This is a genomic window from Sphingomonas sp. SL1004 (genome assembly GCF_057815015.1).
The window spans coordinates 627,449-650,589 of record NZ_JBYMUX010000001.1 but is presented as its reverse complement, the minus strand read 5'-3'; the positions used below and the strand labels follow the sequence as shown (position 1 = coordinate 650,589).

The window sequence follows — 23,141 nt, the reverse complement described above, 5'->3', positions numbered from 1 at the left end:
TCCCGCCCGCCCCTGCACGACCGGCAGCGCGGAACGCGCCGGGTCGAGAGGCCGCTGAAGCTTCTGCAGCACGATGCCGTGCAGCGGCGCTCTACGAGTAGACCGGCATTAACACAACTGCATAGTTGCGTTAATGCCGGTGTTTTAACTGGGCAGGCTAGGACCCACTGCGCGTGCGATTTCCTGAGCGGTCGCGGCAGCGCCCGCTTGGGTCGGATGGAACGGCGCCCCGGTCTCGGGCGCCACGCCGTTGACCCATGGATTGGCGGAGCAAGCGTCGTGCCCCTTTCCGATTATCGCCATGTCAACCACGGTCGCCCCGCTAGCACGCGCGGCCGCCCTGGTTACATCGGCCAGCCGCGCCGCGACCGGTCGCATCAGCGCCACTTGGCGTTCGGTTAGGTTCAGCGCCGCGCAGGTCCCATGCTCCGGCAGCACCGCCGGATAAGTCGCGACGATCACCTGCGCGGACGGCGCGCGACGCCGAACCGCGACGATCACCTTCCTGATATTGGCCGCGACGGCGCCGATGTTCCTCTCCGCAGGCGCGTGTGGCGCCTTCATCAGCAACCCGGCAACGCCACCAATCACGCCGCCGCGGTTTGCATAGCTCATCCCGACCAGGTCGCCGATATACGCAATATCGTTTCCGCCGGTCGTGAGCGTAACCAGGCGGGTCGTCTGCTGCACCGCCTCGATCTGCGGCCCCTGGAAGAACTGTCCGCCCTGCACGACCTGCGCCGCGGTAGAGCCGGAACAGCTCATGTCGACCAGCGACAAATGTAAAGTTCGCGTCAACCGCTGCGGATAGCGGTTAACGCTGCGCTGGCACGCGATTGGGCTGCCCGGCGCGCGGTCGCCCAGTCCCAAGCCCGCCGCGAACGAACTGCCAAGAGCTACATATTCGGGGCGCCCCTGGGGCGGACGGCGACCCTGGTAGAAGAGGATCGCGACCACCGCCACAGTGCCGAGCGCACCCAACGCCAGTAGGGCGAGCAGCGTCCTCATCACGACGCGTCGTACGGGACGCCGTTTTCCAGTCACCAACTCTAGCCTGCTCATGCGACGACCGTCGCTATGAACCGGCGCATTTCGATGTCGATCTGCTCCCCTTCCGGCGACCCCGGGAAGCCCGTATGTGGACCCGCTTCCGTCACGTGCAGGTCCGCCGCGACGCCCGCGGCCCGCAGCGCTCGATGCATGCGGACGGTGTTGGACAAATAGAGATCGCGTGTGCCGGTCGTCAGCAACGCTGGCGGGAAGCCGCTGAGGTCGCCGAACAGCGGCGAAAGATAGGGATCCGCCAAGTCGTGGCCGTCCGCGTAGAGCAGATTGACCGGCATCAGGCTATGCAGGGCGGGATCGATGCCGTCATTGGTCTGGAAACTATCGCCTGACTCGGTAAGGTCGACCTCCGGCGTGACCAGTATGAGACCCGCCGGCATCGGCAGCCCTTCGGCGCGGGCGCGCAGAATGAGCGCCGCCGCAAGGTTGCCGCCGCCCGAACCGCCGCTGACGATGATCTCGCCAGGCGCGCGCTCGCGCAGCAGCGCGCGATAGGCGTTTATGCAGTCGTCGAGCGCCGCCGGATAAGGGTGCTTTGGTGGCATCCGATAGTCGACCGCCCAGACCCGCCGACGCATGCGCGCCGCCATGCCGATACTCATCATCCGGCAGATCTCTCCACCGCAGAGGATCAGGCCGCCGCCATGAATGTCGAGGATGATTGTCCGATCCGCATTCTGATCGGTCAATGCAATGTCATAGACTTTCGCACCGTCAGCATCGCGGGTCGTCACGTCGGCAGCGACCTGCGTGATCATGCCCTGCAGCATCGGCAGGACCGCTGCGTCCTGCGCCTCTACATAGGCCACCCAGGCGGCCTTGTCGTCGATCGGCGGGTAAGGCGCCTGGGGAGGCTGCGGCACGAGATACGCTCGCGCGATATCGCTGAGATGCGCTGGCACCGGCAACTGGCGAGCGGGGACCGGGACGGCGTCGGTCGCGTCATGAGCACTCATCGGTAAACTCCTAGGTTACAGCGAACGCATCCGGTCCGCGATATGGACGGCAGGCGGTTGCCCATCGTTCCGTGATTTGCTTTCAGCGCTTGCAGATCGGCGCAGTTCGCGTGGCGACCTGATCGGCTACGATGCGCATCGGACCTTTGTCGGTCTCGCCCGTCATCGTCATGCGCGCAGTGAAGCCGGTCGCGGTGTAGGCGCCAGCACGCACGATGCGCATGGGTGGCCCCTTCTTCTGTGGGCACGCCATGACATGCTCGATCCGCCCGTCCGCGATGTGCGCCCTCTCGACCGTGCATCTCGCGGCCGGGTCGGGTGCGACCAGCGTCGCGACGCCGATCTTCGCATCGCCGGGCGCCACGCATTTATGTTCGACCTTCGACTTTCCGCGCATCATGCGAAGCATGAACCCCGGCGCCCCGGGCACGGTCAGTTCAACCGCGGTCGATTTCACGTCCCAGTTCCCGGGTGTGAGCGCCTGCGCGTTCGCATAGGCGGAAAACGGCAACCCCACCGCGGCAAGGAGGAGGCGGAGACGCACCGCACGCCATGTCTTACGCACGGTCGTTCGCACCCGTCTGCGGTCCGCAAGGCCGGATACCCCGGCGCTGGTTGTCGTTGCTCGCCTCCCAAATGGCCAGCAAACCCGATGATTCCCAGCGTTCGACGAGCAAGACGACCTGCGCCTCAATGTCGCAGGGCCCCGCCGAAACGTCGATCGTCCCGGTAAGCGTCCTGCTCGGGCCGCCGCGTTGGCCACGCCCGCGATCGGTTGCAGGCTTGGCTGGGATTGTGCCGAACGCATGAGGGCCGGTAGGCATGATAGTGAATCTCATCGAGTACCCAACACGCAACGCAACCATTTAGTTGCGTTGCGTGTTGGGTGAAAAGTCTGGCGATCGCATTTGAAAGTTCGAACTGGCGTCGTCGTCAGCTCTTGCTGTAGGTGGTGGCGCAACCGGATCGATCGGTCTGGACAGTGCGCGACGATCCCCCCCGTGCATCTCTTTTCATCCGCTCGGCGCCGGTGAATGGGAGTTCGGTGTGAAGCGATACAGTAAGACGACACTTTGATTGTGCAGAAAGGCAGCGGTCTTCGCTCTTCGCTAACGAGCAGATGGCGAACCCGGCGCGTGCATCGAGCTGAGCTGACGGTTCGCCTATTTGTCAGAAACCTAAACAGATGGGACTGAGGCACTCGCCGCCATTGATCAACGCGCATCGACGGGCCTAGGAACCAAGCGGATGATCAAGACAGCAAAAGCTAAGCCACTAGGTGGGCGCCCTACCACAGAGCGTGTCGCGGAAATCGGCGTCGTGGTTGTCAAAGCAACGATCGAGGCGTTCTCGACTAACGGCAACGAGTTCAGCATGGACCAGGTGGCAAAGCTCGCCGGGGTCAGCAAGCAGGCCATTTATCGGCGTTGGGACAGCAAGTTTGATCTCCTGGCGCATTCGATCGACAGACTGCTCGACGACGGTTTGCAGCAGCCCGTCCCGGCGCACGATGATCCGGTTTTGGCGTTGCGTGACCTGCTTTGGTCGCATTTCGACAAGGACGTCGTGATGGCCCATCGCACAGCGACTTTTCTGCGCGTGGAGGGATTGCGGGACGACAGGATCCGCGACCGAATGCTGCAGTGGCGCGAACGGTTTTTACTGTTGTACGTCCGGTATCTCGAGGAAATTGATGCGCGCGGCAAGCGCGTCGATGGCGACATATACCTGCAGGCCGAAATCCTCGGCGAGCTGATGAACGGCGGCTCCGACAAGCTCGCCATGACGCGGAAAGTGTCCGAGCAAGAGAAGATCGAGGTCTTCGAACAGCGATGGAGCGCGTTTAGTCGTATCGCCTTGAAGTAGCAATGTGGCGCGTCTCCTGGGACGCGAGATGGCTATGACATCGATTTGTCCGGAAAAGACGTCGCGACAACCAAATCTACGGATCACACCTTCCACGGGCTCCAGCCCTGAAAGGACCTATGTCATCTTTGTGCGAGCCACCCACGGCTTCCAGCGCGCGGTACCCAAGCTGCTCGAGCATCAGGTCAATGTGGCTAACGCATCGCCGCTGTACGGCTGAAGTTCGTCAAGTCGACCCTGCTTTATTTTGCTTGCCCAATGTGGATCTTGAAGCAGAGCGCGGCCCACGCCAACAAGATCGAAATCGCCACGATCCAAGCGGCGGAAGAGTTCGTCTAGCGAAGCGAGTTCGGAGCCCATGCCGACGAATGCTCCAAAAAAATCGGCCGACAAGCCCACGGACCCCACCGTAATCGTCGGTTGGCCGGTGATCTTTTTTGCCCAGCCCGCAAAGTTCAGGTCAGACCCCTGATCCTCGAACTCGGGCTCCCAAAACCGTCGTTGCGAGCAGTGTAGGATATCAGCACCTGCATCGACCAGAGGCGTAAGCCAGGCCTCCATCTCGCCCGGCGTGTTTGCCAGCCTAGCTAGATAGTTCTGGGATTTCCATTGGCTGATACGGAGGATAATCGTAAAATCGGCACCGACTGCGAGCCGTGTTGCTTTCAAGATGTCGGCGGCGAAGTTGATGCGCTGTGGCAACGAAGCACCGCCGTAGCGACAGTCGCGTGTGTTGGTTCCTTCCCAAAAGAATTGATCGATCAGATAGCCGTGTGCGCCATGAAACTCGACCGCGTCGAAGCCGAGCCGCTTAGCGTCTGCTGCGCCTTGCGCAAACGCAGCGATCGCATCGGCAATCTCGTGATCTGCCATTGCCTTGCCCAACGCCCTGCCTGGGCCAGCCAGGCCAGATGGACTGTCGTAAGGACCCGATGGAACCCAGCTTTTCTCCCGCGTCTTGACCGCGCCGACGTGCCAGAGCTGCGGAGCCATGACGCCGCCGACCTCGTGCACCTCGTCGATCACTGTTTGCCAGGCCGCCAGTTCCTTCTCGCCGTGGAAGCGTGGCATGTCAGGGCCATTGAGTGCGGCCGGGCGGTTGATGCCGGCGCCCTCCGAAATAATGAGCCCGACATCGGCCGCAGCGCGCCTGCGATAATAAGCGGCGACGTCAGCGGTTGGCACACCGCCGGGCGAATGTGATCGGGTCATGGGCGCCATGACGATCCTGTTCGCCAAGGTCAGCGATTTGTACGTGAAAGGTGAGAAAAGACTGGCGAGAGACATCGAAAACTTCCTAGCTGAAGCGCAGTACCACGTCGGAGTGAAGATCGCCTTCAGGCGATGTTCGCATTGACGCGCCCGCCGTCCACGGTGATCGTGTCGCCAATCACATAGTCGCCAGCGCGGCTGGCCAGATAGATCGCTGCACCCGCCATATCCTCGTCCACTCCAATACGCCCCGCTGGGATCATCTTGGAGACGGCGTCGGCGTGATCCCGCGCGACGCGGTTCATTTCGCTGGCGAACGCCCCTGGAGCGATCGATGTAACGTTGATCCCATCGCGCACGAGCCGAGCAGCCATCCGCTTCGTCAGGTAGATCAGGGCCGACTTCGACGCGTGATAGCTGTACGTCTCGCTCGGATTCAGCCGCTGCCCGTCCACCGAGGTGATGTTTATGACTTTTGCTGGGCGCTCGGGGCGTGCTGCAGCCTTCAACGCACCATGCAGAGCCTGGGTGAGGAAAAATGGCGATTTGACGTTCAGGTCCATCACCTTGTCCCAACCGCTCTCAGGAAACTCTTCGAACGGTGCACCCCACGCAGCGCCAGCGTTATTGACCAGGATGTCCAAGGTGTCGGTGTGCTCGGCTAGTTGTGCGGCTAGCGCCTTACAGCCCTCGACTACGGAGACATCCTGCGGCAGTGCAATGCAGCGCTCACCGAGTTCCCACGCGGTCGCAAAACATGCGTCAGCCTTCCGAGACGAGATATAGACGGTCGCGCCTTGAGCGATAAAACCCGCCGCGATCATCTTGCCGATCCCCCGCGAGCCGCCGGTGACCAGCGCGGTCCGATCGTCGAGCCGGAACAGGGTGGTAGTGTCCATCTGGTTTATCCTTAGAAATGCGGGCGAATTTCAGGTGCAAGGAAAGGTCCGGTCGTCGCGGGTCGTCATCCGTGCGCCAACGGATCGTTCGTGCCGGATCTCTTTCGTTCGGCAAGCAGTGCAAGCGTATCGGTGTGGCTTGCGCGAGTTATCTTGTAGCCGAGCAGCAGCACGGCCGACGCTGCGAACAACGCGACCGTCGAGACCGAGTAAATCAGCCCCAATTCGCTTAAGGTCTTCGACGCGATCGAGCCCGGCACCGCTCCGCGGGGGAAGCCAACAGCGCTGATGATAACACTGGTGACGAAGATCCCAGCTCCCGTGACGGCCTTGTTCACAAACGCAGCGGCCGCGAAGAACAAGCCTTCTTGGCGGCGACCGGTCCGCAATTCGGAGTCCTCAACGACGTCGGCAATCATCGACGCCGAAAGGATCTGGCCGGTAATACCGAGACCGAGGCCGGCGACGTTTGCGCAAAAAACTAGCCAATAGACGCTAGCGTTGCCATTGGGCGGAAGCAGGCCGAGCAGTCTTAGTGTCACAGGCAGCACGGTGATAAGCGCGCCCAGCAGGATCAGTGTGATGGTGGCGGTGCGCTTGTCCGTTCGGGAAGAGATACGCGGCGCAATCCAGAATGCGAACACAGCCGCGAGCAAACTGGAAGCTCCAAGCAGCGCGATCTGGGAGGCCGTGAACAACCAGAAATATGTTACAATATACAGGTTGATCGATAGCGCTAGCCCCAACGCCATGGCGTTAAAGAAACTCGCGCCGAGAACGAACAGAAACGTCCGATGTGACAGTGTCCCAAGCATCTGTCGGGCTAACTGACCAAGCGGTACCCGCACGCGGGCCGGCTGCGGAAGATCGGGAATCCGATTATGTGTTCCCAGCGCCGAAATCAGGATTGCAGCAAGCATGAGCCCTGCTGCGAACAGGCCATAGTTGCGGTAGCCGGCCGCGTTCAATTGACCGACGGTCCCCGCCGCAGCAGGACGCAGAAAGACTAGCAAGGCCAAGGTATACATGGCCAGACCGCCGATCCAACCGAAAAGGTAGCGATAGCTGATCAGCCGCGTGCGTTCGTCATAGTCGGTGGAAAGCTCGGCCGAAAGCGCGGTAGAGGGTATCTCGTAGCAGGTGATGAACGTTCGGATCAGCACTACCGTGACGATGAGATAGCCGATCATTGCACCAGCTCTCCACCCTGAAGGTGGATTCCACAACAGCAGATACGATAACGCCACCGGCAACGCGGCAGCATACATGAACGGATGTCGACGGCCCCACCGGCTACGGAAGTTGTCTGACGCCTGACCGACTATCGGGTCGATGAAGGCATCCAGGACCAAAGCAAATAGGATCGCCACGCCGACCGTCGCCGACGGTAGCCCCACCACTTGCGTGTAGAAGAACTGAAGGAAATACGCGAAGCCGTTGTCCTTCACGCCAAAGGCGACGGAGCCGAAGCCGTAGAACAAGCGCGTGCGAGTTGTCAGCGGCCTTGGCACCGCGCTTGGTGGAGTCACGATTGGTGCCTGACCGGCGCTAGCTGCGTGATCGATTTATCCATCATCGATGTCACTTTTTCGTTCCAGCTGGCGTACCCGATGGAAGATCTGCACGAATGCGCGCGAACACGTCCTTCGCCTCGGGCGTAAAGGTCGCGCCTACAAAGACATGAAACGCGCCGTTATATTCGCCGTAATGCACGGGCGTTCCGGCCTTCTTCGCCTTGGCGGCAAATGTGCGCGCGTCGACAACGAGAAGATCCTCGGTGCCTTGGTATATATCGATCGGAGGGAATCCCTTGAGATCCGCGTAGAGCGGACTCAACCGCGGCGACTTCGGATCGTCGCCCGCTGCCCACCAGTTTCCACAGAGCCGCAACGCGTCGATCCCGAGCATGATGTCGTACGGCTCGACCGCTTGCGCGGCAGGGTCAGCCAACGTCAGATCGAGCCACGGGGAGAACGCGATGATGCGTGCCGGTGCGGGCAGACCGAGACGCTTGAACTCGATCGCTTCGCCTATGGCGAGACCGCCGCCAGCGGAATCGCCTGCCAGCACTACGTTTGACGCCGCCGTCTTCGACAGGACGCTGCGGTACACGTTCGCCAGGAAGGGGTAAGCCTGCCGGTTGTTGAATTCAGGCGCCAGCGGATAGATCGGCACCGTGACTGTTGCACCGGTAGCCTGAACCAACGCCTTCACGATGTCCCAGTGCGGACCAACGAGATCGTTCACATAAGCGCCGCCGTGATTATAGATGATGTTCCATCGGCTCACGCCGGATTTGGGGGCTACGACGATGACTTTGTGCCCGTCGATATCGATCTCATGGATGTCGAACGCGTCCCGCATCGCCGCGGGAATCGGTGCTGGCGACGGATAGGGGCGCTTCAATATCGCCACCCGGAACGCATCCGGATCAGCAAGAGGTTTGCCGCGCGCTTTTATCGCCAGCGTCGCGGCTTGCATCGCAACGCTCCCACCATTCTTGACCGTCAACGCATGGGCGGCGAAAGCAACGACCGGAATGACGAGCGCGACGGCCGGCAGGAGGTAGCGTTTCTTCATACCAGGCTCCGTCGGGATGCTATTAGCAACTTCCACAGGTCTAACATTAGAACTTGATACCCGCAGCGATACCATAGCGACGAGGCTCAAGCAGGAACAGGTTAGTGAACCCACCCGAAGACGTGTCAGCTAGAAACTGGCCGGTGACCGCGTCATTATTGGTCAGGTTCTGAACGAAGCCGCGCAAGAACCAATTGCTATCTGCGCCGTTCAATTGAACCTGCGCATTGACGATCTCATAACCTTGGATGCGATCGACAATAGTGTTGAAAGGGCGAGCGTATGATTCACCAGTATAGGTTAGGTCGGCACGGGGCACTAGCGTCATGCCGTTGGCAAACTCGATTTTATACTGTGCACCGACCGAGAATTTGACTTGCGGTGCTTGCGGCAATTGATTGCCCGATACATCGACAGCGTTGCCATCGGAGACGGTGAACGGCAACGCACCCGTAGGAACGCCGAACAGGGCTCGCAGCGGGGTGGCCGGGTTCGCGATGGTCGACGCCAGCGAGTTACAGATGCTGAAAGCACCCGTCGTGTTCGTACCCGGGATCGCGGTAGGGCCGCGCAAGCCAATGGCCGAGTTAAAGGCAGTTACCAATAAGTTCGTGCCAGTGGCATTCCCTGCCGTGTTCGGCCGGACAGTGCAGAGCGATCCGGAGTTGATATCTTTCAGGATCACGGTGTCGGAACGGCCACCCGACGGATCCCGCGGATCAATCAGCGACAGGCTTTTGATCTTGGTATGCAGATAGCTTGCCGATAGATTGACCTGGAAGTTGCGCGTTGGACTGATCACCGCTTCCGCCTCAGCGCCGTAGATGTCAGCGTTGGTATTGTCGTTTAGTGCGGTCCGCGCCACCAGGCGGCTGATCTGGAGATTATTGTACTTGTAGTAGAAAGCACTGGCATTGAGGCGCAGGGTGCCGCCGAGGAGAGTGGTCTTCGTTCCGAGCTCAAACGCGTCCAACTTTTCCGGCAAAAAGGAATTCGATACGTTGAACGCTGCCGGGACGGCCGGGTTTATGCCGCCGGACTTGTAACCTCGTGAGTAGGACGCATAGAACATCGTCCGACGGTCGAGTTGGAAGTCGACGACGAACCGTCCGGTAAGCGCGTCCGATTTTGCACGGCTCTCGCTGACCGGCTGGATACCCGGTTGTGCCGCAACGGCATCATAGGATGCAAAATACGGTGATTGCGACGCATCCGTGAGCCCGTAAGTGACCGGAAACGAGACGGTCAAATTGCGCCCTATCTGACGCTTACGATCATTTGAATAACGCAGGCCTCCAGTGAACTTGAGGCGATCAGTTGCTTGATAGTAGACCTCACCGAACAAACCGTAGCTTTTCAGGCCGTAGTCCGAGACCTCTCCGTCAAAGAATGGCGGCGCAAGAAATACATTCGGGTAGCTCGTGTTTCCTGCGGCTCGCTGGCCGAGCGAGGTCGCTGCACCAAGTACGCCCGCCGCGTAATCAATTGTGAATGAACTTACGAAATAGTTATTCTTGATATTCTGGTCGAGATAAATTCCCCCTACGAGGAAATTTAACGGGCCATCGAATTTGCTGTCGAGGTGTGCCTCGATTGAATACTGACGACTGGTTGCTTGACTGCTGTCGAACTCGCCGCCGCTTGGTGAACACCCGGCCACGTTGCCGCCAAAAATCCCGGTCAACGAATTGGTAGGTTCGGAAAAACAGAAACTGCCCGAGGGACCTTTTGGTGCCAAAGCGTTTGCGGCGTTGGTGAAAGGATTTACGCCGCCCGGGAACGCTGCACCGGGCGCCGCCGCAAGTGTGGTGAGACCGGTGATGCCTGCGTTACCGACCAGTGAGCTAGCAACGAGGTTGTTGAAGTCGGACCGTGCATCGACAGTGTCGTGATTATAGCCGCCAGTCACCGTCAGCGCCAACGAGTCGCCGATGTTTTGCTCGAGACGTCCCTGAATGAAGTAGTTTTCGGCGAAATAGTTCGGTTTATAGTCAGCGTTGACGGATCGAAGATTCGCTGGATTTACCGAGTTCGCATAGCCATCCGTACCATAGATGCTGCCCAATCCAAGGTTTCCGATCAGTGCACCGCCGCCTGCAATGTTCAAAAACTCACGCGACGCGAGCAAGTTGCCAAAAGTCGAATTGGCGTTGACCGATCCGAAGCCGAGTTGGTCAGGGCGACAGCCAAGAATGCCCGTTGTATCCCGCCCACAAACCTGTTTTTGAAACCGCGTACGGTCGTCCTTCTCTCGAAAGTAATAGCCGATTATATCTAGAGTTGTGTTCGACGTAGGCTGGAACCGAAGCGTACCGCGGACCGCATAGAGATCACGGCCGTCGACCCGGCTGTCGTCAAATACGTTCTTGGTATACCCATCGCGGTTCAAATAGGTTCCTGCGACGCGAAGACCAATTGTGTTCGTTAGCGGCACATTGATCATGCCAGTGAATTTCTTTGTGTCGTAGCTGCCATATTCAACCTGCGCGTCAGCGTGGATCCCCGTGAGGTCCGGACGGGCAGTGATGAAGTTTACGACGCCCGCGGTCGCGTTGCGCCCGAACAGTGTTCCCTGCGGGCCACGCAGCACTTCGACACGTTCGAGATCGAAGAATTCGGTTTCGAACAGGCGCGATTGCAACAGCGGCATGTCGTTGACGTGGATCGCCGTCGCCTGATCGCACGACGTGCCAACGCAGAGGTCGCCGACGCCGCGAATGGTGAAGCTACCACCGGTGAAGTTTGTCTTGGTGAAGGTGACGTTCGGGAGGCTGAGCTGCAGATCGTTCGCGTTCTTGATCTGCTGCGCTGCAAGCGTCTCGGCAGTGAAGGCGCTTACTGCGATCGGCACACGCTGGAGCGACTCCGACTGACGCTGCGCGGTGACGACAATGTCGCCGATGTTCCCATCGTCTGCAGACTGCGTCGTACCGCTTGTAGCTTGCGCGGTTGCGGCTACCGGCTTTTCAGGGCCACCGACTTGGCCTGCGTCCTGGTTTTGTGGAGGGATCGTCTGTGCCATCGCTGGCATCGCAGTCGATAGAGCAAGCATCGTGATTACAGAACCGATGGCGGTTCCCGAGCGCAGACTAGCCTTCATGTCACCTCTCCCCGTCTCATCGACGTTTCACGCGGCCCAGTCTGTTGACAGGCTATCCGTGATGCTTGCACCGTCGCAGAGCGAGGGCGTATCGACTAGATCACCAAAACGGATCATGACGTTCCAGTTCTGGAACGGAAGGATTTGGCGTTGGATCATGTCGAGGCATTTGCGATTTTCGCCAAGGTAGGCGAGCTCGAGTCGATCTCCGGAGCGGCCAGATCGCTCAGCTTACCCAAAGCCAACGTCAGCCGGGCGGTTGCGAGGCTAGAAGCAACATACAAGGTAGCGCTGCTCGACCGTACCAATCGGCGCCTTCGCCTTACCCAGGTCGGACAGACGCTTCATCGCTCGTGCCTGCGCGTCCTGGACGAGATGGCACAAGCCGAAGCGCAGATCGCAGCGCATCGGGGGGTGCCTGCCGGGACCCTGCGGGTTGGCTGTTCCGCAGACGTCGGCCGCGAACTTCTGGGACCGCGCATTCCCGAATTCTTGCGACGATATCCCGATATCGATCTGCGGATTCGGGTTGGCGAACGACTGCTGCCAGAGCCCAGTACACTCGACGTCGTGCTGCACGCCGGATGGCTGGCCGATTCCCGGCTGATCGTTCAGAAACTGACAGAAGTGAGGACGTTACTGGTTGCCAGCCGCAGCTATATCGAGCGCCATGGAAGGCCGGACTCGATCGAGGCACTCGCGGATCACGCGATCATCGGTAATTTCTATCATGACCCCGGCGCAAGCGAGATCGGCCGGCTTCCAGCGCGGGTTCCCGTTCTCGAATTGGTCCGCGGGAAAGATCGGTACACGGTGCCGATCTGGAAGCGATTCACGTCCACAGACCACATGATGATGCTCGAACTCGTACGACAGGATACCGCGATTGCGCCGATCGCTGCCGTCCGGATCGTTGACGCGCTCCGGTCCGGCGAACTCGTTCGGATTTTGCCGGACTATGAAATCTACGATCCATCGACGCTGTACGCCTTGTACACGGAACGTCTGGCAGTCTCCCCGAAATTGAAGGTCTTTCTCGATTTCGTGGCCGAGCAAATCGAGCGGCAGCGCGCCGATTTCAGAACGTTGAGGGTGCCTGGCTGATCCCATTCGCCAATTTTGAAGGTACCAAAAATGGAACGACACGGCTCGAAACCAACACCTTGCCGGATCACTCAATCTCGGCGATGCAGTCGGGCAGAAGAGGATCGCTAAAGGAACGCGTACTATGAACGGCGCCCAAGAGGTGTTGTCGCGCGAATTCGCGACCATTGTTGATTTAATCAGCGCCCATGCCGCCAGCGATGGCGACGTGCGGGCGCTCGTTCAAGATGACATCGCGCTGTCGTATGCGCAGCTAAGTACGTTGATCGCGCGTGTTGCGGCGGGACTACAACGGGACGGAATTGCGCCCGGAGAGCCGGTCGCGATGCTGGGCGCCACCACTGCAGCGGGTGTGGCCATATTCTTGGGCGCAATTTGTGCCGGATGCATTCCGGCACCGATCGCGCCGTCGTCGACCCCCGAGCAGATCGCGTCGATGGTCGCGGACAGCGGCAGCCGGATTATCTTCGTTGACGACGATGTCAGAAGTACGTTGCCGCCGCTCGACGTGAAACTCGTCCCGACTGAGCTGCTGGAAGAATGGTTGCCGCCTGCTGGTGTCACGCCATCCCCTGTGCTGATCGGGCCCACGTCGGCGTTCAATATTATCTACTCGTCGGGAACGACCGGCACACCAAAGGGCATCGTCCATAATCACGCGATGCGCTGGGCGCAGATCAAGGCTTACGCAGCCGCTGGTTTCGATCAGTCGACGACGATAGTGGCGACCCCACTATACTCGAACACTACGTTGGTCAGTCTTCTACCGACGCTGGCTTATGGCGGCACCGCAGTGTTGCTTGGCAAGTTCGATGCGCGAGGGTTCCTGGAAGTCGCTCAGCGGGAGCGCGCGACGCACGTGATGCTGGTACCTGTTCAATATCAGCGGATCATGGCTGTACCGGACTTCGACAGATTCGATCTGTCGAGCTTCGTGTTCAAATCGTCTACCAGCGCGCCGTTTTCAGCCGAGCTGAAGGCTGATGTCGTCAAGCGCTGGCCCGGCCTTTTGCTGGAAGTCTACGGCATGACGGAAGGCGGCGGGAGCTGTGTCCTTAATGCGAACGCCTTTCCCGATAAACTGCATACCGTTGGACAACCCGCAGCTGGCAACGACATCCGGCTGATCGACGAAGATGGTCGCGAAGTCCCACGGGGCGGGATCGGTGAAGTGGTCGGCCGGTCCGGCGTTATGATGGCGGGTTACCATAATCGTCCCGAAGCTACTTCCGCTTCGGAATGGATCGACGCCGAGGGCAATCATTTTATTCGCCATGGTGATCTTGGACGGTTTGACGAAGACGGATTCCTGACGCTGCTTGGTCGGTCAAAGGACATGATTATCAGCGGTGGATTCAACATCTACCCGCCCGATATCGAAGCCGTGCTGCTCCGGCACCCCGGCATCCTCGACGCTGCGGTCATCGGCGTACCGTCCGACGTGTGGGGCGAGACCCCCTACGCCTTCTACATCCCAGCCATACCCGAACTCACACCCGCTGACGTCGTGGCCTGGACCAACACGCGTGTCGGCAAGACGCAGCGGTTGTCCGCCGCCGAGGCGATCGACGAACTTCCACGCAGTGCCATCGGCAAAGTGTTGAAACGTGAGCTGCGCGACCGCTTCCGCGCAGCCTGAACCAAGCGAACGAGAAGGATAATCGTATGACTTTGCAGGGACGCGTTGCCATCGTCACTGGCGCCGGAGGCGGCCTCGGCCGTTCACATGCGCTACTGCTTGCCCGTTACGGCGCAAAAATCGTCGTCAACGACCTTGGCGACGGCGCTGAGGAGGTTGCCCAAGAAATCCGCGCGGCGGGCGGCGAAGCACTTGCGGTCACCGGATCCGTTACCGACGAGACGCAGGTCACCGCTATGGTCGAAGCTGCCAAGGCGAAGTGGGACCGTGTCGATATCCTCGTGAACAACGCCGGCATCCTGCGAGATTCGTCCTTCGCCAAGATGAGCATTGCCGACTTTCGCAGTGTCGTCGACGTCCACCTGATGGGCGCGGTGATCTGCACCAAGGCGGTATGGAACGGCATGCGCGAGCAGAATTACGGCCGCATCGTGCTGACCACTTCGTCTTCAGGCCTCTACGGCAATTTTGGCCAGTCGAATTATGGTGCGGCGAAGATGGCTCTGGTCGGCCTGATGCAGACCCTCAGCATCGAAGGTGCGAAGAACGACATCCGCGTGAACTGCCTTGCACCGACGGCTGCGACAGCGATGACCGACGGACTTCTGCCACCGCCCATGAAGGCACTGCTGCAACCGGAGCGCGTTAGCCCGGGGCTCGTCAAGTTGGTCGGCGAGGAGGCGCCGACACGCGTCATCCTGGCCGCCGGCGCAGGGCATTTCGGACGCGCGTACGTCACGCTGACTGCTGGTGCCTATGCCGGTGACGGCGACGATGCTGCCGAGCAGGTCGCTGCACATTGGGACGACATTTCAGACCGCCGTGGCGAGACCGTTCCTGAATCCGGAGGTGCGCAGATCCAACAGGAACTGACCGCCGCCGCCAAAGCCAAGACCATTCAAAACACCATCAGCGCCTGAAGGATCAGATCCATGCGTGACGCCGTCATCGTTTCCACCGCTCGTACTCCCATAGGTCGCGCGTATCGCGGTGCGTTCAACACCCTCCCTGCACCCACGCTTGCAAGCCATGCAATCAAAGCCGCTGTCGAACGTGCCGGGATCGACGGTGGCGAGGTCCAAGACGTGATTTTCGGCGCGTCGTTGCAGCAAGGTAGTCAGGCCGCAAATATCGCGCGCAACGCGCTCCTGCGGGCCGGGTTGCCGACGTTGGTTGCAGGCATGTCGCTCGATCGTCAGTGCGCGTCGGGCCTGATGGCGATCGCTACCGCCGCCAAACAGATCATTGTCGACAATATGGATATCGCAATCGGGGGGGGCGTCGAGAGCATCAGCTTGGTCCAGACACCGCAGATGCGTGTTGCGCCGGACCCCGAACTGTTCGCGATGCACAACGACATCTACATGCCGATGCTACAGACTGCCGAGGTTGTCGCCAGGCGCTATGGCATCGATCGCGATGCGATGGACGCCTACAGCCTGCAATCGCAGCAGCGCACGGCGGCAGCACAGGCGGCAGGCAAGTTCGATGACGAGATCGTGCCCGTGACCGCGACGACGGCTGTTACTGACAAGGTCACCAAGGAGGTATCTTACAAGGAGACCACGCTGTCGAAGGACGAGGGCAATCGCGCTGACACCACGCTAGAGGGGCTGCAATCGCTGAAGGCCGTTGTCGGCCCTGATGGCACGATCACCGCGGGCAACGCTAGTCAGCTGTCCGATGGCGCTTCGGCCAGCGTTCTGATGGAGGGTAAAGTCGCCGAGCGACGCGGCCTCTCCCCACTCGGCCGCTATGTCGGCATGGCGGTAGCCGGCACCAAGCCCGACGAAATGGGCATTGGTCCGGTCTACGCGATCCCTGCACTGCTCGAACGATTTAATCTGAAAATGGACGATATCGGTCTTTGGGAGCTGAACGAAGCGTTCGCTGTGCAGGTGCTGTATTGCCGCGACACGCTCGGTATCCCAGACGAACTGTTGAACGTGAATGGCGGCGCGATCTCGATTGGCCATCCTTATGGCATGTCGGGCGCGCGGATGACTGGTCACGCTCTGATCGAGGGCAAGCGTCGCGGTGCCAGGTATGTCGTTGTGACGATGTGCGTAGGTGGCGGTATGGGTGCTGCCGGCCTGTTCGAAGTCCTCTGAAGCGAACGGACGAACCATGACCGCTCCGAGCAGGACGAATGTGGTGGTTTCGTCCGTCCGGCAACGCCCGGCGCGGGGCGCCGATCCAACTCTCCGTCCCGCCCTCAACCCTGCGTATCGTAAGCTGCCACCGCCCCCTGCCCGCGCGTTTGAACCGTATTCGGCGACTCCGTTTCCGCCTGCCCGCGTGATCGGGCTGAGCGGTCCTCTGCCCGCACCGATGGTTGCATCCGCCGTCGATAGCGCCGTGTTTTTCGACCGTCTTCTTGCCCGAGACAAGACGTTGGATCTGGTGGCGGACGGTCGCCACGAGCTGCTCAACGACGCCGTTGCTGAACAGGTTTTGGCAACGCTGCTTGCCTGGATCAACGACCGCATTCTCGCTGGTTCAACAAAGGAGTACAATACATGAGTGACCTGAACGGCAGCTACGACGTGGCTACTACCACCCCGCTCGGCGAGCAGAAGATGACGCTGACGGTGCAAGTTGATGGCGATACCTTTACCGGCGCCAGCTCGGGCTCGATGGGCGCAGCTAACATTTCTGGTCGTGTGAGCGGAAACACTTTGAGCTGGAAACAGGCAATTACAGTCCCCATGCCATTAACACTCGATTGTACGGCGACGATTGAGAACGGATCGGTCGATGGAAAGATCGACACGGGCGCGTTCGGTGCATTCCCGCTGACGGGCACAAAAGTAAGTTGAAGCGTTCCGGCACCGGCGACCTATGTCACCGGTGCCTACACAAGACAGTGTGCATGTATCCGATTGCTGTCACCGCTTCGGGAGGGACGTAATGGCTGAATGGATGATCTACGGCGCCAACGGTTATTCGGGCGAGCTCATCGCTCGAGAGGCGGCGCGGCGCGGCCTTCGGCCCATTTTAGCAGGCCGTAATGCTAGTCAGGTTACCGCACTCGCAGTCGAGCTCGGCCTTTCTCACCGTGTTTTTTCGGTAGACGCGGCTGACCTCTCGGGCTTGACGCTCGTCCTCAACTGCGCAGGCCCGTTTTCGGCAACGGCCCGGCCAATCATCGCTGCCTCGATCGCTGCCGGCGTCCACTATCTTGACATCACTGGCGAAATCGATGTTTTCGAGCATGCTCGCTCGCTCGACATCGAGGCGCGGTCCGCTAATGTCATCCTGTGCCCAGGCGTTGGCTTCGATGTTATTCCGACGGATTGCCTGGCGCTTGCGCTTAAGCAGTCACTGCCGGACGCGATCTCGCTTAGCCTTGGCTTTCAATCCCAGTCGCTCAAATCACCAGGCACTGCCAAGACGACTGTGGAAGGCATCGGTACGGGCACCAAAATCCGCCGAGGCGGCACCATTCGCACCCAGCCGCTTGGTGTTCTCGCCCGCCGAATAGACTTCGGTTTAGGCACGCGCCTTGCTGTCGCTTTTCCATGGGGAGATGTCAGCACGGCGTACAAGACGACCGGCATTCCCTCTATTACGGTCTATCTAGCGGTAGCGCCTGCCTTCCGCGTCGCAATGTTAGCGTCAAATATGCTGGCTCCGATCCTGCGGATGCCGGCGATCCGCAAGCGAATGCTTGCAAAAGCGGGTGCGGTGATCGGCCCAGATGCGACCGCCCGCGAGAACGCGCCAACGTATCTATGGGGTGAAGTGCGTAACGTGGCCGGAAAGACCCGGACGGCGCGCATTCGCACAGGAAATGGCTACCAAGTGACGATAGACGGTGCGCTGGCGGTGCTTCGTCATATCATGGAAGCCGCCACGCTCGAGCCGGGATACACAACCCCGGCGCTTCTATGCGGTGCCGGGCTTATCGAATCGCTGCCGGGGTCCGGCAGAATCAGGATCACCTAGCTGTCCGAAGTGGCCGCAGAGCGAGGCGCTCGCGCGCGTTAAATCCAGCTTTTCATGAACTCAGCCCCTGGAATGACGGCCGCGTTCGGGGCGCAAAGCGCGCCCTTAAACCGCAGCAAGTTTGGGCCATTCGATTTTGGCTTGACCCGCACCGGCGTCTCCGGGACCGAGCGCTTTTCGACTTTGCGATCGATAGCAAGCTGCGCGGCTGCGATGTCGTCAAGGTGCGCATCGGTGACATAGTCGCCGGCGGCAGGATTCGGGATCGCGCCGTCGTAGTGCAGCAAAAGACCAAACGCCCCGTGCAGTTCGAAATCGTCGAACCGGCACGCAAGACGTTGCCAGCTTGGCTTGAGCGTCGCGGTGGCACTTTGAACGACTTCGTCTTACCAAGCCGCAACGATTATATGGGGCACATGAGCACAAGGCAGTATGCGCGCTTCGTTCGGGAGTGAATCATCGGTATCGACCTCCAAGCTGAGGATTACGGCACTCATTCGCTTCGACGCACCAAGGCATCGATCATTTACAAGGCTACGGGAAATCTTCGAGCGGTGCAGATTCTGCTCGGTCATGCAAAGATTGAAAGCACGGTCCGCTACCTTGGCGTTGATGTCGAAGACGCGTTGGAACTGTCAGAACGGACGGAAGTCTGACCCATGTGGCGGACGTTCAAGTGCAGTCGGTGGCGTCCCGGAAACTGACGCTCGTTTATCGTCAGTTGCAGCCCGCTTACAAGACCCTGAAAGGTCATGCAATTGACGCACGCTTCCTGGCAGGTGTCGGCTGGCATAGATACGTCCTACACAACAGCCTATAAGCTTCCACACCCGACAAATGTTGGGGTAATGCTGTTGCAGCCAACCGCTTTTAACACCAGTCGATGCTCGGATAATGGGCGCCGACTAATTACCATTCTCACGACGAGCAAACAGATCTCCTATGGACGCAACAAAATGCGTGTTCATTGCTGCGATCGCAGCTTTCGGATCACGATCGGCTATCGTGCGCGCCAAGTCGTGATGATGCGCCAGCACGGCGGTACGCTGCCGCGGGGTGGTTCGCGTTGCCCAGGCGGCGGGCACGGCGTGGACCATCATCGGTGCGAACGAGCGGACGATCTGCAGGAACAGCATGTTGCGCCCCGCCTGCGCGATCGCCTGGTGAAACGCGATGTCGTGGCGGGTCAGCGCATCGACATCGGTGCCCGCCGCTTCCATTGCCTCGGCCAGGCCGACGATCGTCCGCGCCTCGTCGTCGGTGCGTTCGATCGCGGCGAGTTCGGCGGTGCGGAGTTCCAGCGTGCGGCGCACGTCCCAGATCTGCACCATCGAGATCTGCGCGGTCGCCACCGCGTGATCGAGCGACGTCGCCATCACCGATCCGTCGATCGCCGCGACCCGCGCGCGCCGGCCGTTGCCGACGTCGATCAGCCGCAACGCCGCCAGCGCGCCGAACGCCTCTCGCAGCACCGGCCGGCTGACGCCCAGCTCGGTCGCGAAATGACCTTCGGAGGGCAGCGTGTCGCCGACCTTCATGTCGTTCGTGCGGATGTGCGTGCGGACCGCATGGACTGCCTGATCGACGAGCGAGCCGCCCTCGACTAGTCGCAGGCTCGCCGCGCTCATGCCGCGAGCCGTGGTGCGCGCAGCGACGACGGGGTCGCGCCGAACTGCCGCGAGAAGGCGCGCGTGAAACTGGCGTTGTTGAGATAGCCGCACTGGTACCCGATCGACGATACCGGCAGGTCGGTCGCCATCAGCATCTGGCGTGCCGCTCCCAGCCGCCGGTCGAGCAGCGCGTCGGCGACCGTGCAGGCGAACATGTCGCGGAAGCCGCGCGTGAGCTTCGCCCGGTTCAGTCCACAGGCGCGTGCGATCGAGTCGAGCGTCATCTTCTCGCCCCAGCGCTCGTCGATCATCCGTTTCGCCGCGACGATCCGCTGGCTGTCGCGAGCGGACAATTGCCCGGCACCCGCGAGCGGCACCAGGTCGTCCTCGACGATCCGCTGGAACGTGCTGGACAGGAGCTCGATGCATTTTGCCGAACGATGCGTGCTGCGCCAGGGTTCGGGCAGCGTGCAATCGAGGATCGCGGCGACCATCATCCGCAACTCGCTCGGCAGATGGCACGCGATGTTCGCGTCGGGCGCGTAATCGAAGACCCGCAGGCAGGCGCCACGTTCGACCGCAAGCACGAGGATCGCGCGCTCCTCCGAAGGAACCGTGACGGTGGTGACGGTGACCTGCGCTGGCGCGTCCTCGCCGAGCGTGAAGCAGAGGACCACCGCGTCGGCGGAAACAGCCGCCGGATCGACCAGGCCCTCGCCGATGAATGCCGCCATCTCGGTCGACACCGTGACCCGTTCCTTCTGCATGCTACCCTCGCCCAACACCGATCTCCTGTTCCCGATTGCCGGGATTGGGTCGATCATGCAGCTATCGGATAGCTCGCGCAAGAGCTATCTTACAGGTCAGGCCGTTGCCGATACCGGCGCGCGACGCATCGCCACCGTGAAGGCGACGACGGAGATCGCGCTGGTCACCACGCCGACGATTGCAAGACCTTGCGCGAGATGCGCCTCGCCGCCCAGCATGCCGCTTGCCGCCGCGACCAGCGTCGGTGCGAGACCGTAGCCAATCAGCCCGGCCATCGCGATGAACGCGCCGATGCACAACCCACGCAGCTCGTTGGGAATGAGCACGGTCAACGCCACCGAGGTCACTACGCCCGTCACCGCGCCGCACGTCACGAGCAGGCCGACCGCGACCCCGAACAGCGGGACCGAGGGCATGATCGGGAACAGCGCGGCGGGTACGCCGACTGCGGCGGCAACGATCGCACCGATCAGCAGGCCTCCGCGCTGACCGCTCTTCTGCCCGCGGTCGGCGGACAGGCCACCGACGATCGCACCCACGACGCCCGAGCCAAAGAGCAGCGTACCCATCCATCCCGCGAACTGGTCGGGCTGCAGGTGGAAATTGCGCGACAGGACCGGCGAGACCCAGATTCCGGCAGCGGCATCGGCCATCACCACGCTGATCTGGCCGATGAACAAGGGGATCAGGAACACGCGACGCGCCCAGAGTTCGCCAGCGACGACCTTGAACGGCGCATGCGTGCCCGCCGCAACCTCCTGCCGCGCCGGTTCGCGCAAAAAGAACAGCGGCAGGATGGCAAACACGCTGACGACGGCAAGGCCCAGATGGACGCTGCGCCACGGCATCATGCCTGCGAACCATGCCGGCGCGCCGCCATGCGCGAACAGGCCGAACAGCGCGCCTGACAAGCCCAGGGCGAGCGCAACGCCGAGCGACTTGCCGAGGTTGACGATTAGCATGGCCCTACCCCGCTGCGTTGGAACGCAGAAGTCGGCGCACAGCGACAGCGCCGCGGTCAAGGCGCCGGTCGTGCCGATCCCGGTCAGCATGCGCGCCACGAACAACACCGGCACGCCCTGCGCGAACGCGGTTAGCACCGTGCCGAGCGTCCACACTAGCGCGAGCGCGATCATCATCCGCACGCGGTTGTAGCGATCGACCAGGATACCGATCGGGATCGAGAACACCGCGAGCGGCAGTGCCGCGGACAGTCCCTGGATCAGGCTCAGCGTATAGTCGCTGAGGTGGAGTTCGGCCTTCGCGCCCTCCTGCACCGTCCCGAACGAGCCCATCATCGTGAAGCCGACCGCCATCGCGAGCGCGAGCGCGAGCAACGGCAGCAGCGTCCTTGCGAACGGCGGTGAGGCCGCCTCGATCGGTCGGGCGAAATCGGTCATGGGAGGTCCTTATGCAAGCGCACGGCGCAGTGCCTCGTGGCTGTCGCGGCGCGCCTGTTGCGAGACCGGACCGTCGGCGAAGACATCGAAGGCGTGATAGCCGCCGGGATAAACGTGAAGCTCGACCGGCACGCCGGCGCGGATCAACCGCGTGGCATAGTCGATGTCCTCGTCGACGAAGAGATCGAGCGCACCGGTCGCGATATAGGCACGCGGCAGGTTGCCGAGGTCGGTGGCGCGGGCCGGTGCCGCGTAGGGCGAGACGTCGTCGCCACCGGGGGCGTGGCCGAGCAACGAACTCCAGCCGAAGCGATTGCTCTGCGCGGTCCAGATAAACTCGCCGGCGTACGGATGCGGCGGTGCGGTGCAGGTGCGATCGTCGAGCATCGGGTATATCAGGTGCTGGAACGCTAGTGCATACTCACCACGATCGCGCACCATCAGCGCCAGCGCCGCGGCATACCCGCCGCCTGCGCTCTGCCCCATCACGCCGAGCCGGGTCGGATCGATTCCGAGGTCCTCGGCATTCGCGATCGTCCAGGCGAGCCCGGCATAGCAATCCTCGATCGGACCCGGAAAATTCGTCTCGGGCGCGAGGCGATACTCGACCGACACCATGACGCATTGCAGGTCGGCGATCAGCGGACGGACCAGCGGATCATATTCGGACACCTTGCCCATCACATAGCCGCCGCCGTGGATGTGATAGATACAGGGCAGGACGCCAGTGACGCCCACCGGGCGGAAGACGTGCAGGTCGATATCGGGCGCTCCGGCAGGCCCTGGAACCGTATGGATCTCACGCGTCGCCAGTGACTCGTCGGCCGGCGGCAACATCGGCGGCCGGTTCCGCAATGCCGGCAGGATATCGGCATTGAGCGATATCGGCGGCAAGATCTCCAGCAGCGGGCGCAGCGTTGGGTCCACCAGGTGCAGGCTGTCCATCATTCTCTCCACGATTTTCATTTTGACGCACGTTCGATATCGGAACGGC

Annotated in this window: 21 protein-coding genes and 1 pseudogene; 9 read left to right on the top strand and 13 right to left on the bottom strand. The window is 61.2% G+C overall.

All coding sequences use genetic code 11. The features are described 5' to 3' along the window. Positions 1–144: 144 nt before the first annotated feature. The 4 genes from AC3D24_RS03020 to AC3D24_RS03005 form a co-directional block, all read right to left on the bottom strand. Positions 145–1,008 carry an SGNH/GDSL hydrolase family protein gene (locus AC3D24_RS03020; protein WP_489028057.1) on the bottom strand — a complete coding sequence of 288 codons (864 nt, stop codon included), beginning with the start codon at positions 1,006–1,008 and terminating at the stop codon, positions 145–147. Positions 1,009–1,058: 50 nt separating this feature from the next. Next, positions 1,059–2,021: an alpha/beta hydrolase fold domain-containing protein gene (locus tag AC3D24_RS03015; protein WP_489028056.1), complete on the bottom strand. Its 963-nt coding sequence runs from the start codon at positions 2,019–2,021 to the stop codon at positions 1,059–1,061. 82 nt (positions 2,022–2,103) lie between these two features. After that, entirely contained in the window at positions 2,104–2,586 is a 483-nt protein-coding gene (locus AC3D24_RS03010) for a DUF3617 domain-containing protein (protein WP_489028054.1), read from the bottom strand. Beyond that, positions 2,579–2,845, bottom strand: a complete 267-nt coding sequence (locus tag AC3D24_RS03005; protein ID WP_489028052.1) for a hypothetical protein — start codon at positions 2,843–2,845, stop codon at positions 2,579–2,581. The genes AC3D24_RS03010 and AC3D24_RS03005 overlap by 8 nt, the downstream gene beginning before the upstream one ends. A gap of 424 nt (positions 2,846–3,269) precedes the next feature. Between AC3D24_RS03005 and AC3D24_RS03000 the strand changes: the two genes are divergently transcribed. Beyond that, a complete protein-coding gene (locus tag AC3D24_RS03000; RefSeq protein WP_489028050.1) occupies positions 3,270–3,887 on the top strand; it encodes a TetR/AcrR family transcriptional regulator in 618 nt (205 codons plus the stop codon). Between the two features lie 180 nt (positions 3,888–4,067). Here the strand turns inward: AC3D24_RS03000 and AC3D24_RS02995 are convergent, their stop codons facing one another. The 5 genes from AC3D24_RS02995 to AC3D24_RS02975 all read right to left on the bottom strand — a co-directional run bounded on the left by AC3D24_RS02995 (position 4,068) and on the right by AC3D24_RS02975 (position 11,678). Further along, the gene (locus tag AC3D24_RS02995) at positions 4,068–5,174 is read right to left on the bottom strand and encodes an NADH:flavin oxidoreductase (protein ID WP_489028048.1); all 1,107 of its coding nucleotides are present in this window, start codon (positions 5,172–5,174) and stop codon (positions 4,068–4,070) included. A 50-nt stretch (positions 5,175–5,224) separates the two neighbouring features. After that, positions 5,225–5,998 (bottom strand): SDR family oxidoreductase, encoded by a 774-nt coding sequence (locus tag AC3D24_RS02990; protein ID WP_489028046.1) that lies wholly within the window; start codon positions 5,996–5,998, stop codon positions 5,225–5,227. Between the two features lie 65 nt (positions 5,999–6,063). Beyond that, positions 6,064–7,479: an MFS transporter gene (locus AC3D24_RS02985; RefSeq protein ID WP_489028044.1), complete on the bottom strand. Its 1,416-nt coding sequence runs from the start codon at positions 7,477–7,479 to the stop codon at positions 6,064–6,066. 100 nt (positions 7,480–7,579) lie between these two features. Then, positions 7,580–8,653: an alpha/beta hydrolase fold domain-containing protein gene (locus tag AC3D24_RS02980; RefSeq protein WP_489028042.1), complete on the bottom strand. Its 1,074-nt coding sequence runs from the start codon at positions 8,651–8,653 to the stop codon at positions 7,580–7,582. Next, positions 8,625–11,678 carry a TonB-dependent receptor gene (locus AC3D24_RS02975; RefSeq protein ID WP_489028040.1) on the bottom strand — a complete coding sequence of 1,018 codons (3,054 nt, stop codon included), beginning with the start codon at positions 11,676–11,678 and terminating at the stop codon, positions 8,625–8,627. Before AC3D24_RS02975 ends, AC3D24_RS02980 begins: the two co-directional genes overlap by 29 nt. A gap of 150 nt (positions 11,679–11,828) precedes the next feature. On the opposite strand from AC3D24_RS02975, the gene AC3D24_RS02970 reads away from it, so the two are divergent. From AC3D24_RS02970 to AC3D24_RS02935, 8 genes and pseudogenes are all read left to right on the top strand, one after another. Next, entirely contained in the window at positions 11,829–12,782 is a 954-nt protein-coding gene (locus tag AC3D24_RS02970; RefSeq protein ID WP_489028038.1) for a LysR family transcriptional regulator, read from the top strand. 124 nt (positions 12,783–12,906) lie between these two features. Next, the gene (locus AC3D24_RS02965) at positions 12,907–14,421 is read left to right on the top strand and encodes a class I adenylate-forming enzyme family protein (RefSeq protein WP_489028036.1); all 1,515 of its coding nucleotides are present in this window, start codon (positions 12,907–12,909) and stop codon (positions 14,419–14,421) included. 26 nt (positions 14,422–14,447) lie between these two features. Beyond that, positions 14,448–15,341 carry an SDR family NAD(P)-dependent oxidoreductase gene (locus tag AC3D24_RS02960; protein WP_489028034.1) on the top strand — a complete coding sequence of 298 codons (894 nt, stop codon included), beginning with the start codon at positions 14,448–14,450 and terminating at the stop codon, positions 15,339–15,341. Positions 15,342–15,353: 12 nt separating this feature from the next. After that, entirely contained in the window at positions 15,354–16,532 is a 1,179-nt protein-coding gene (locus tag AC3D24_RS02955) for an acetyl-CoA C-acyltransferase (RefSeq protein WP_489028032.1), read from the top strand. Between the two features lie 16 nt (positions 16,533–16,548). Beyond that, complete coding sequence (locus tag AC3D24_RS02950) at positions 16,549–16,944, top strand: hypothetical protein (RefSeq protein WP_489028030.1); 396 nt, start codon at positions 16,549–16,551, stop codon at positions 16,942–16,944. After that, positions 16,941–17,240: a hypothetical protein gene (locus AC3D24_RS02945; protein WP_489028028.1), complete on the top strand. Its 300-nt coding sequence runs from the start codon at positions 16,941–16,943 to the stop codon at positions 17,238–17,240. Before AC3D24_RS02950 ends, AC3D24_RS02945 begins: the two co-directional genes overlap by 4 nt. A 91-nt stretch (positions 17,241–17,331) precedes the next feature. Then, complete coding sequence (locus AC3D24_RS02940; RefSeq protein ID WP_489028026.1) at positions 17,332–18,369, top strand: saccharopine dehydrogenase family protein; 1,038 nt, start codon at positions 17,332–17,334, stop codon at positions 18,367–18,369. A 68-nt stretch (positions 18,370–18,437) separates the two neighbouring features. Continuing rightward, positions 18,438–19,025 (top strand): annotated as a pseudogene (locus AC3D24_RS02935) (tyrosine-type recombinase/integrase); the annotation flags it as partial. A gap of 249 nt (positions 19,026–19,274) precedes the next feature. On the opposite strand, the gene AC3D24_RS02930 reads toward AC3D24_RS02935, so the two are convergent. The 4 genes from AC3D24_RS02930 to AC3D24_RS02915 all read right to left on the bottom strand — a co-directional run bounded on the left by AC3D24_RS02930 (position 19,275) and on the right by AC3D24_RS02915 (position 23,092). Continuing rightward, positions 19,275–19,997: a FadR/GntR family transcriptional regulator gene (locus AC3D24_RS02930; RefSeq protein ID WP_489028024.1), complete on the bottom strand. Its 723-nt coding sequence runs from the start codon at positions 19,995–19,997 to the stop codon at positions 19,275–19,277. Then, positions 19,994–20,746: a helix-turn-helix transcriptional regulator gene (locus AC3D24_RS02925; RefSeq protein ID WP_489028022.1), complete on the bottom strand. Its 753-nt coding sequence runs from the start codon at positions 20,744–20,746 to the stop codon at positions 19,994–19,996. Before AC3D24_RS02925 ends, AC3D24_RS02930 begins: the two co-directional genes overlap by 4 nt. Before the next feature lie 96 nt (positions 20,747–20,842). Beyond that, entirely contained in the window at positions 20,843–22,147 is a 1,305-nt protein-coding gene (locus AC3D24_RS02920) for an MFS transporter (RefSeq protein WP_489028020.1), read from the bottom strand. A 9-nt stretch (positions 22,148–22,156) separates the two neighbouring features. Then, a complete protein-coding gene (locus tag AC3D24_RS02915) occupies positions 22,157–23,092 on the bottom strand; it encodes an alpha/beta hydrolase (protein WP_489028018.1) in 936 nt (311 codons plus the stop codon). Between the last annotated feature and the right edge of the window lie 49 nt (positions 23,093–23,141).

What these genes read in the sequence shown, in the direction of transcription:
- AC3D24_RS02955 (WP_489028032.1), top strand. Translation starts at nt 15,354, where the DNA reads ATGCGTGACGCCGTCATCGTTTCCACCGCTCGTACTCCCATAGGTCGC.
- AC3D24_RS02915 (WP_489028018.1), bottom strand. Translation starts at nt 23,092, where the DNA reads ATGGACAGCCTGCACCTGGTGGACCCAACGCTGCGCCCGCTGCTGGAG.
- AC3D24_RS02980 (WP_489028042.1), bottom strand. Translation starts at nt 8,653, where the DNA reads ATGGTATCGCTGCGGGTATCAAGTTCTAATGTTAGACCTGTGGAAGTT.
- AC3D24_RS02950 (WP_489028030.1), top strand. Translation starts at nt 16,549, where the DNA reads ATGACCGCTCCGAGCAGGACGAATGTGGTGGTTTCGTCCGTCCGGCAA.
- AC3D24_RS02930 (WP_489028024.1), bottom strand. Translation starts at nt 19,997, where the DNA reads ATGAGCGCGGCGAGCCTGCGACTAGTCGAGGGCGGCTCGCTCGTCGAT.
- AC3D24_RS03020 (WP_489028057.1), bottom strand. Translation starts at nt 1,008, where the DNA reads ATGAGGACGCTGCTCGCCCTACTGGCGTTGGGTGCGCTCGGCACTGTG.
- AC3D24_RS02945 (WP_489028028.1), top strand. Translation starts at nt 16,941, where the DNA reads ATGAGTGACCTGAACGGCAGCTACGACGTGGCTACTACCACCCCGCTC.
- AC3D24_RS03005 (WP_489028052.1), bottom strand. Translation starts at nt 2,845, where the DNA reads ATGCCTACCGGCCCTCATGCGTTCGGCACAATCCCAGCCAAGCCTGCA.
- AC3D24_RS02940 (WP_489028026.1), top strand. Translation starts at nt 17,332, where the DNA reads ATGGCTGAATGGATGATCTACGGCGCCAACGGTTATTCGGGCGAGCTC.
- AC3D24_RS03000 (WP_489028050.1), top strand. Translation starts at nt 3,270, where the DNA reads ATGATCAAGACAGCAAAAGCTAAGCCACTAGGTGGGCGCCCTACCACA.
- AC3D24_RS03015 (WP_489028056.1), bottom strand. Translation starts at nt 2,021, where the DNA reads ATGAGTGCTCATGACGCGACCGACGCCGTCCCGGTCCCCGCTCGCCAG.
- AC3D24_RS02920 (WP_489028020.1), bottom strand. Translation starts at nt 22,147, where the DNA reads ATGACCGATTTCGCCCGACCGATCGAGGCGGCCTCACCGCCGTTCGCA.
- AC3D24_RS02960 (WP_489028034.1), top strand. Translation starts at nt 14,448, where the DNA reads ATGACTTTGCAGGGACGCGTTGCCATCGTCACTGGCGCCGGAGGCGGC.
- AC3D24_RS02975 (WP_489028040.1), bottom strand. Translation starts at nt 11,678, where the DNA reads ATGAAGGCTAGTCTGCGCTCGGGAACCGCCATCGGTTCTGTAATCACG.
- AC3D24_RS02925 (WP_489028022.1), bottom strand. Translation starts at nt 20,746, where the DNA reads ATGCAGAAGGAACGGGTCACGGTGTCGACCGAGATGGCGGCATTCATC.
- AC3D24_RS02965 (WP_489028036.1), top strand. Translation starts at nt 12,907, where the DNA reads ATGAACGGCGCCCAAGAGGTGTTGTCGCGCGAATTCGCGACCATTGTT.
- AC3D24_RS02990 (WP_489028046.1), bottom strand. Translation starts at nt 5,998, where the DNA reads ATGGACACTACCACCCTGTTCCGGCTCGACGATCGGACCGCGCTGGTC.
- AC3D24_RS02995 (WP_489028048.1), bottom strand. Translation starts at nt 5,174, where the DNA reads ATGTCTCTCGCCAGTCTTTTCTCACCTTTCACGTACAAATCGCTGACC.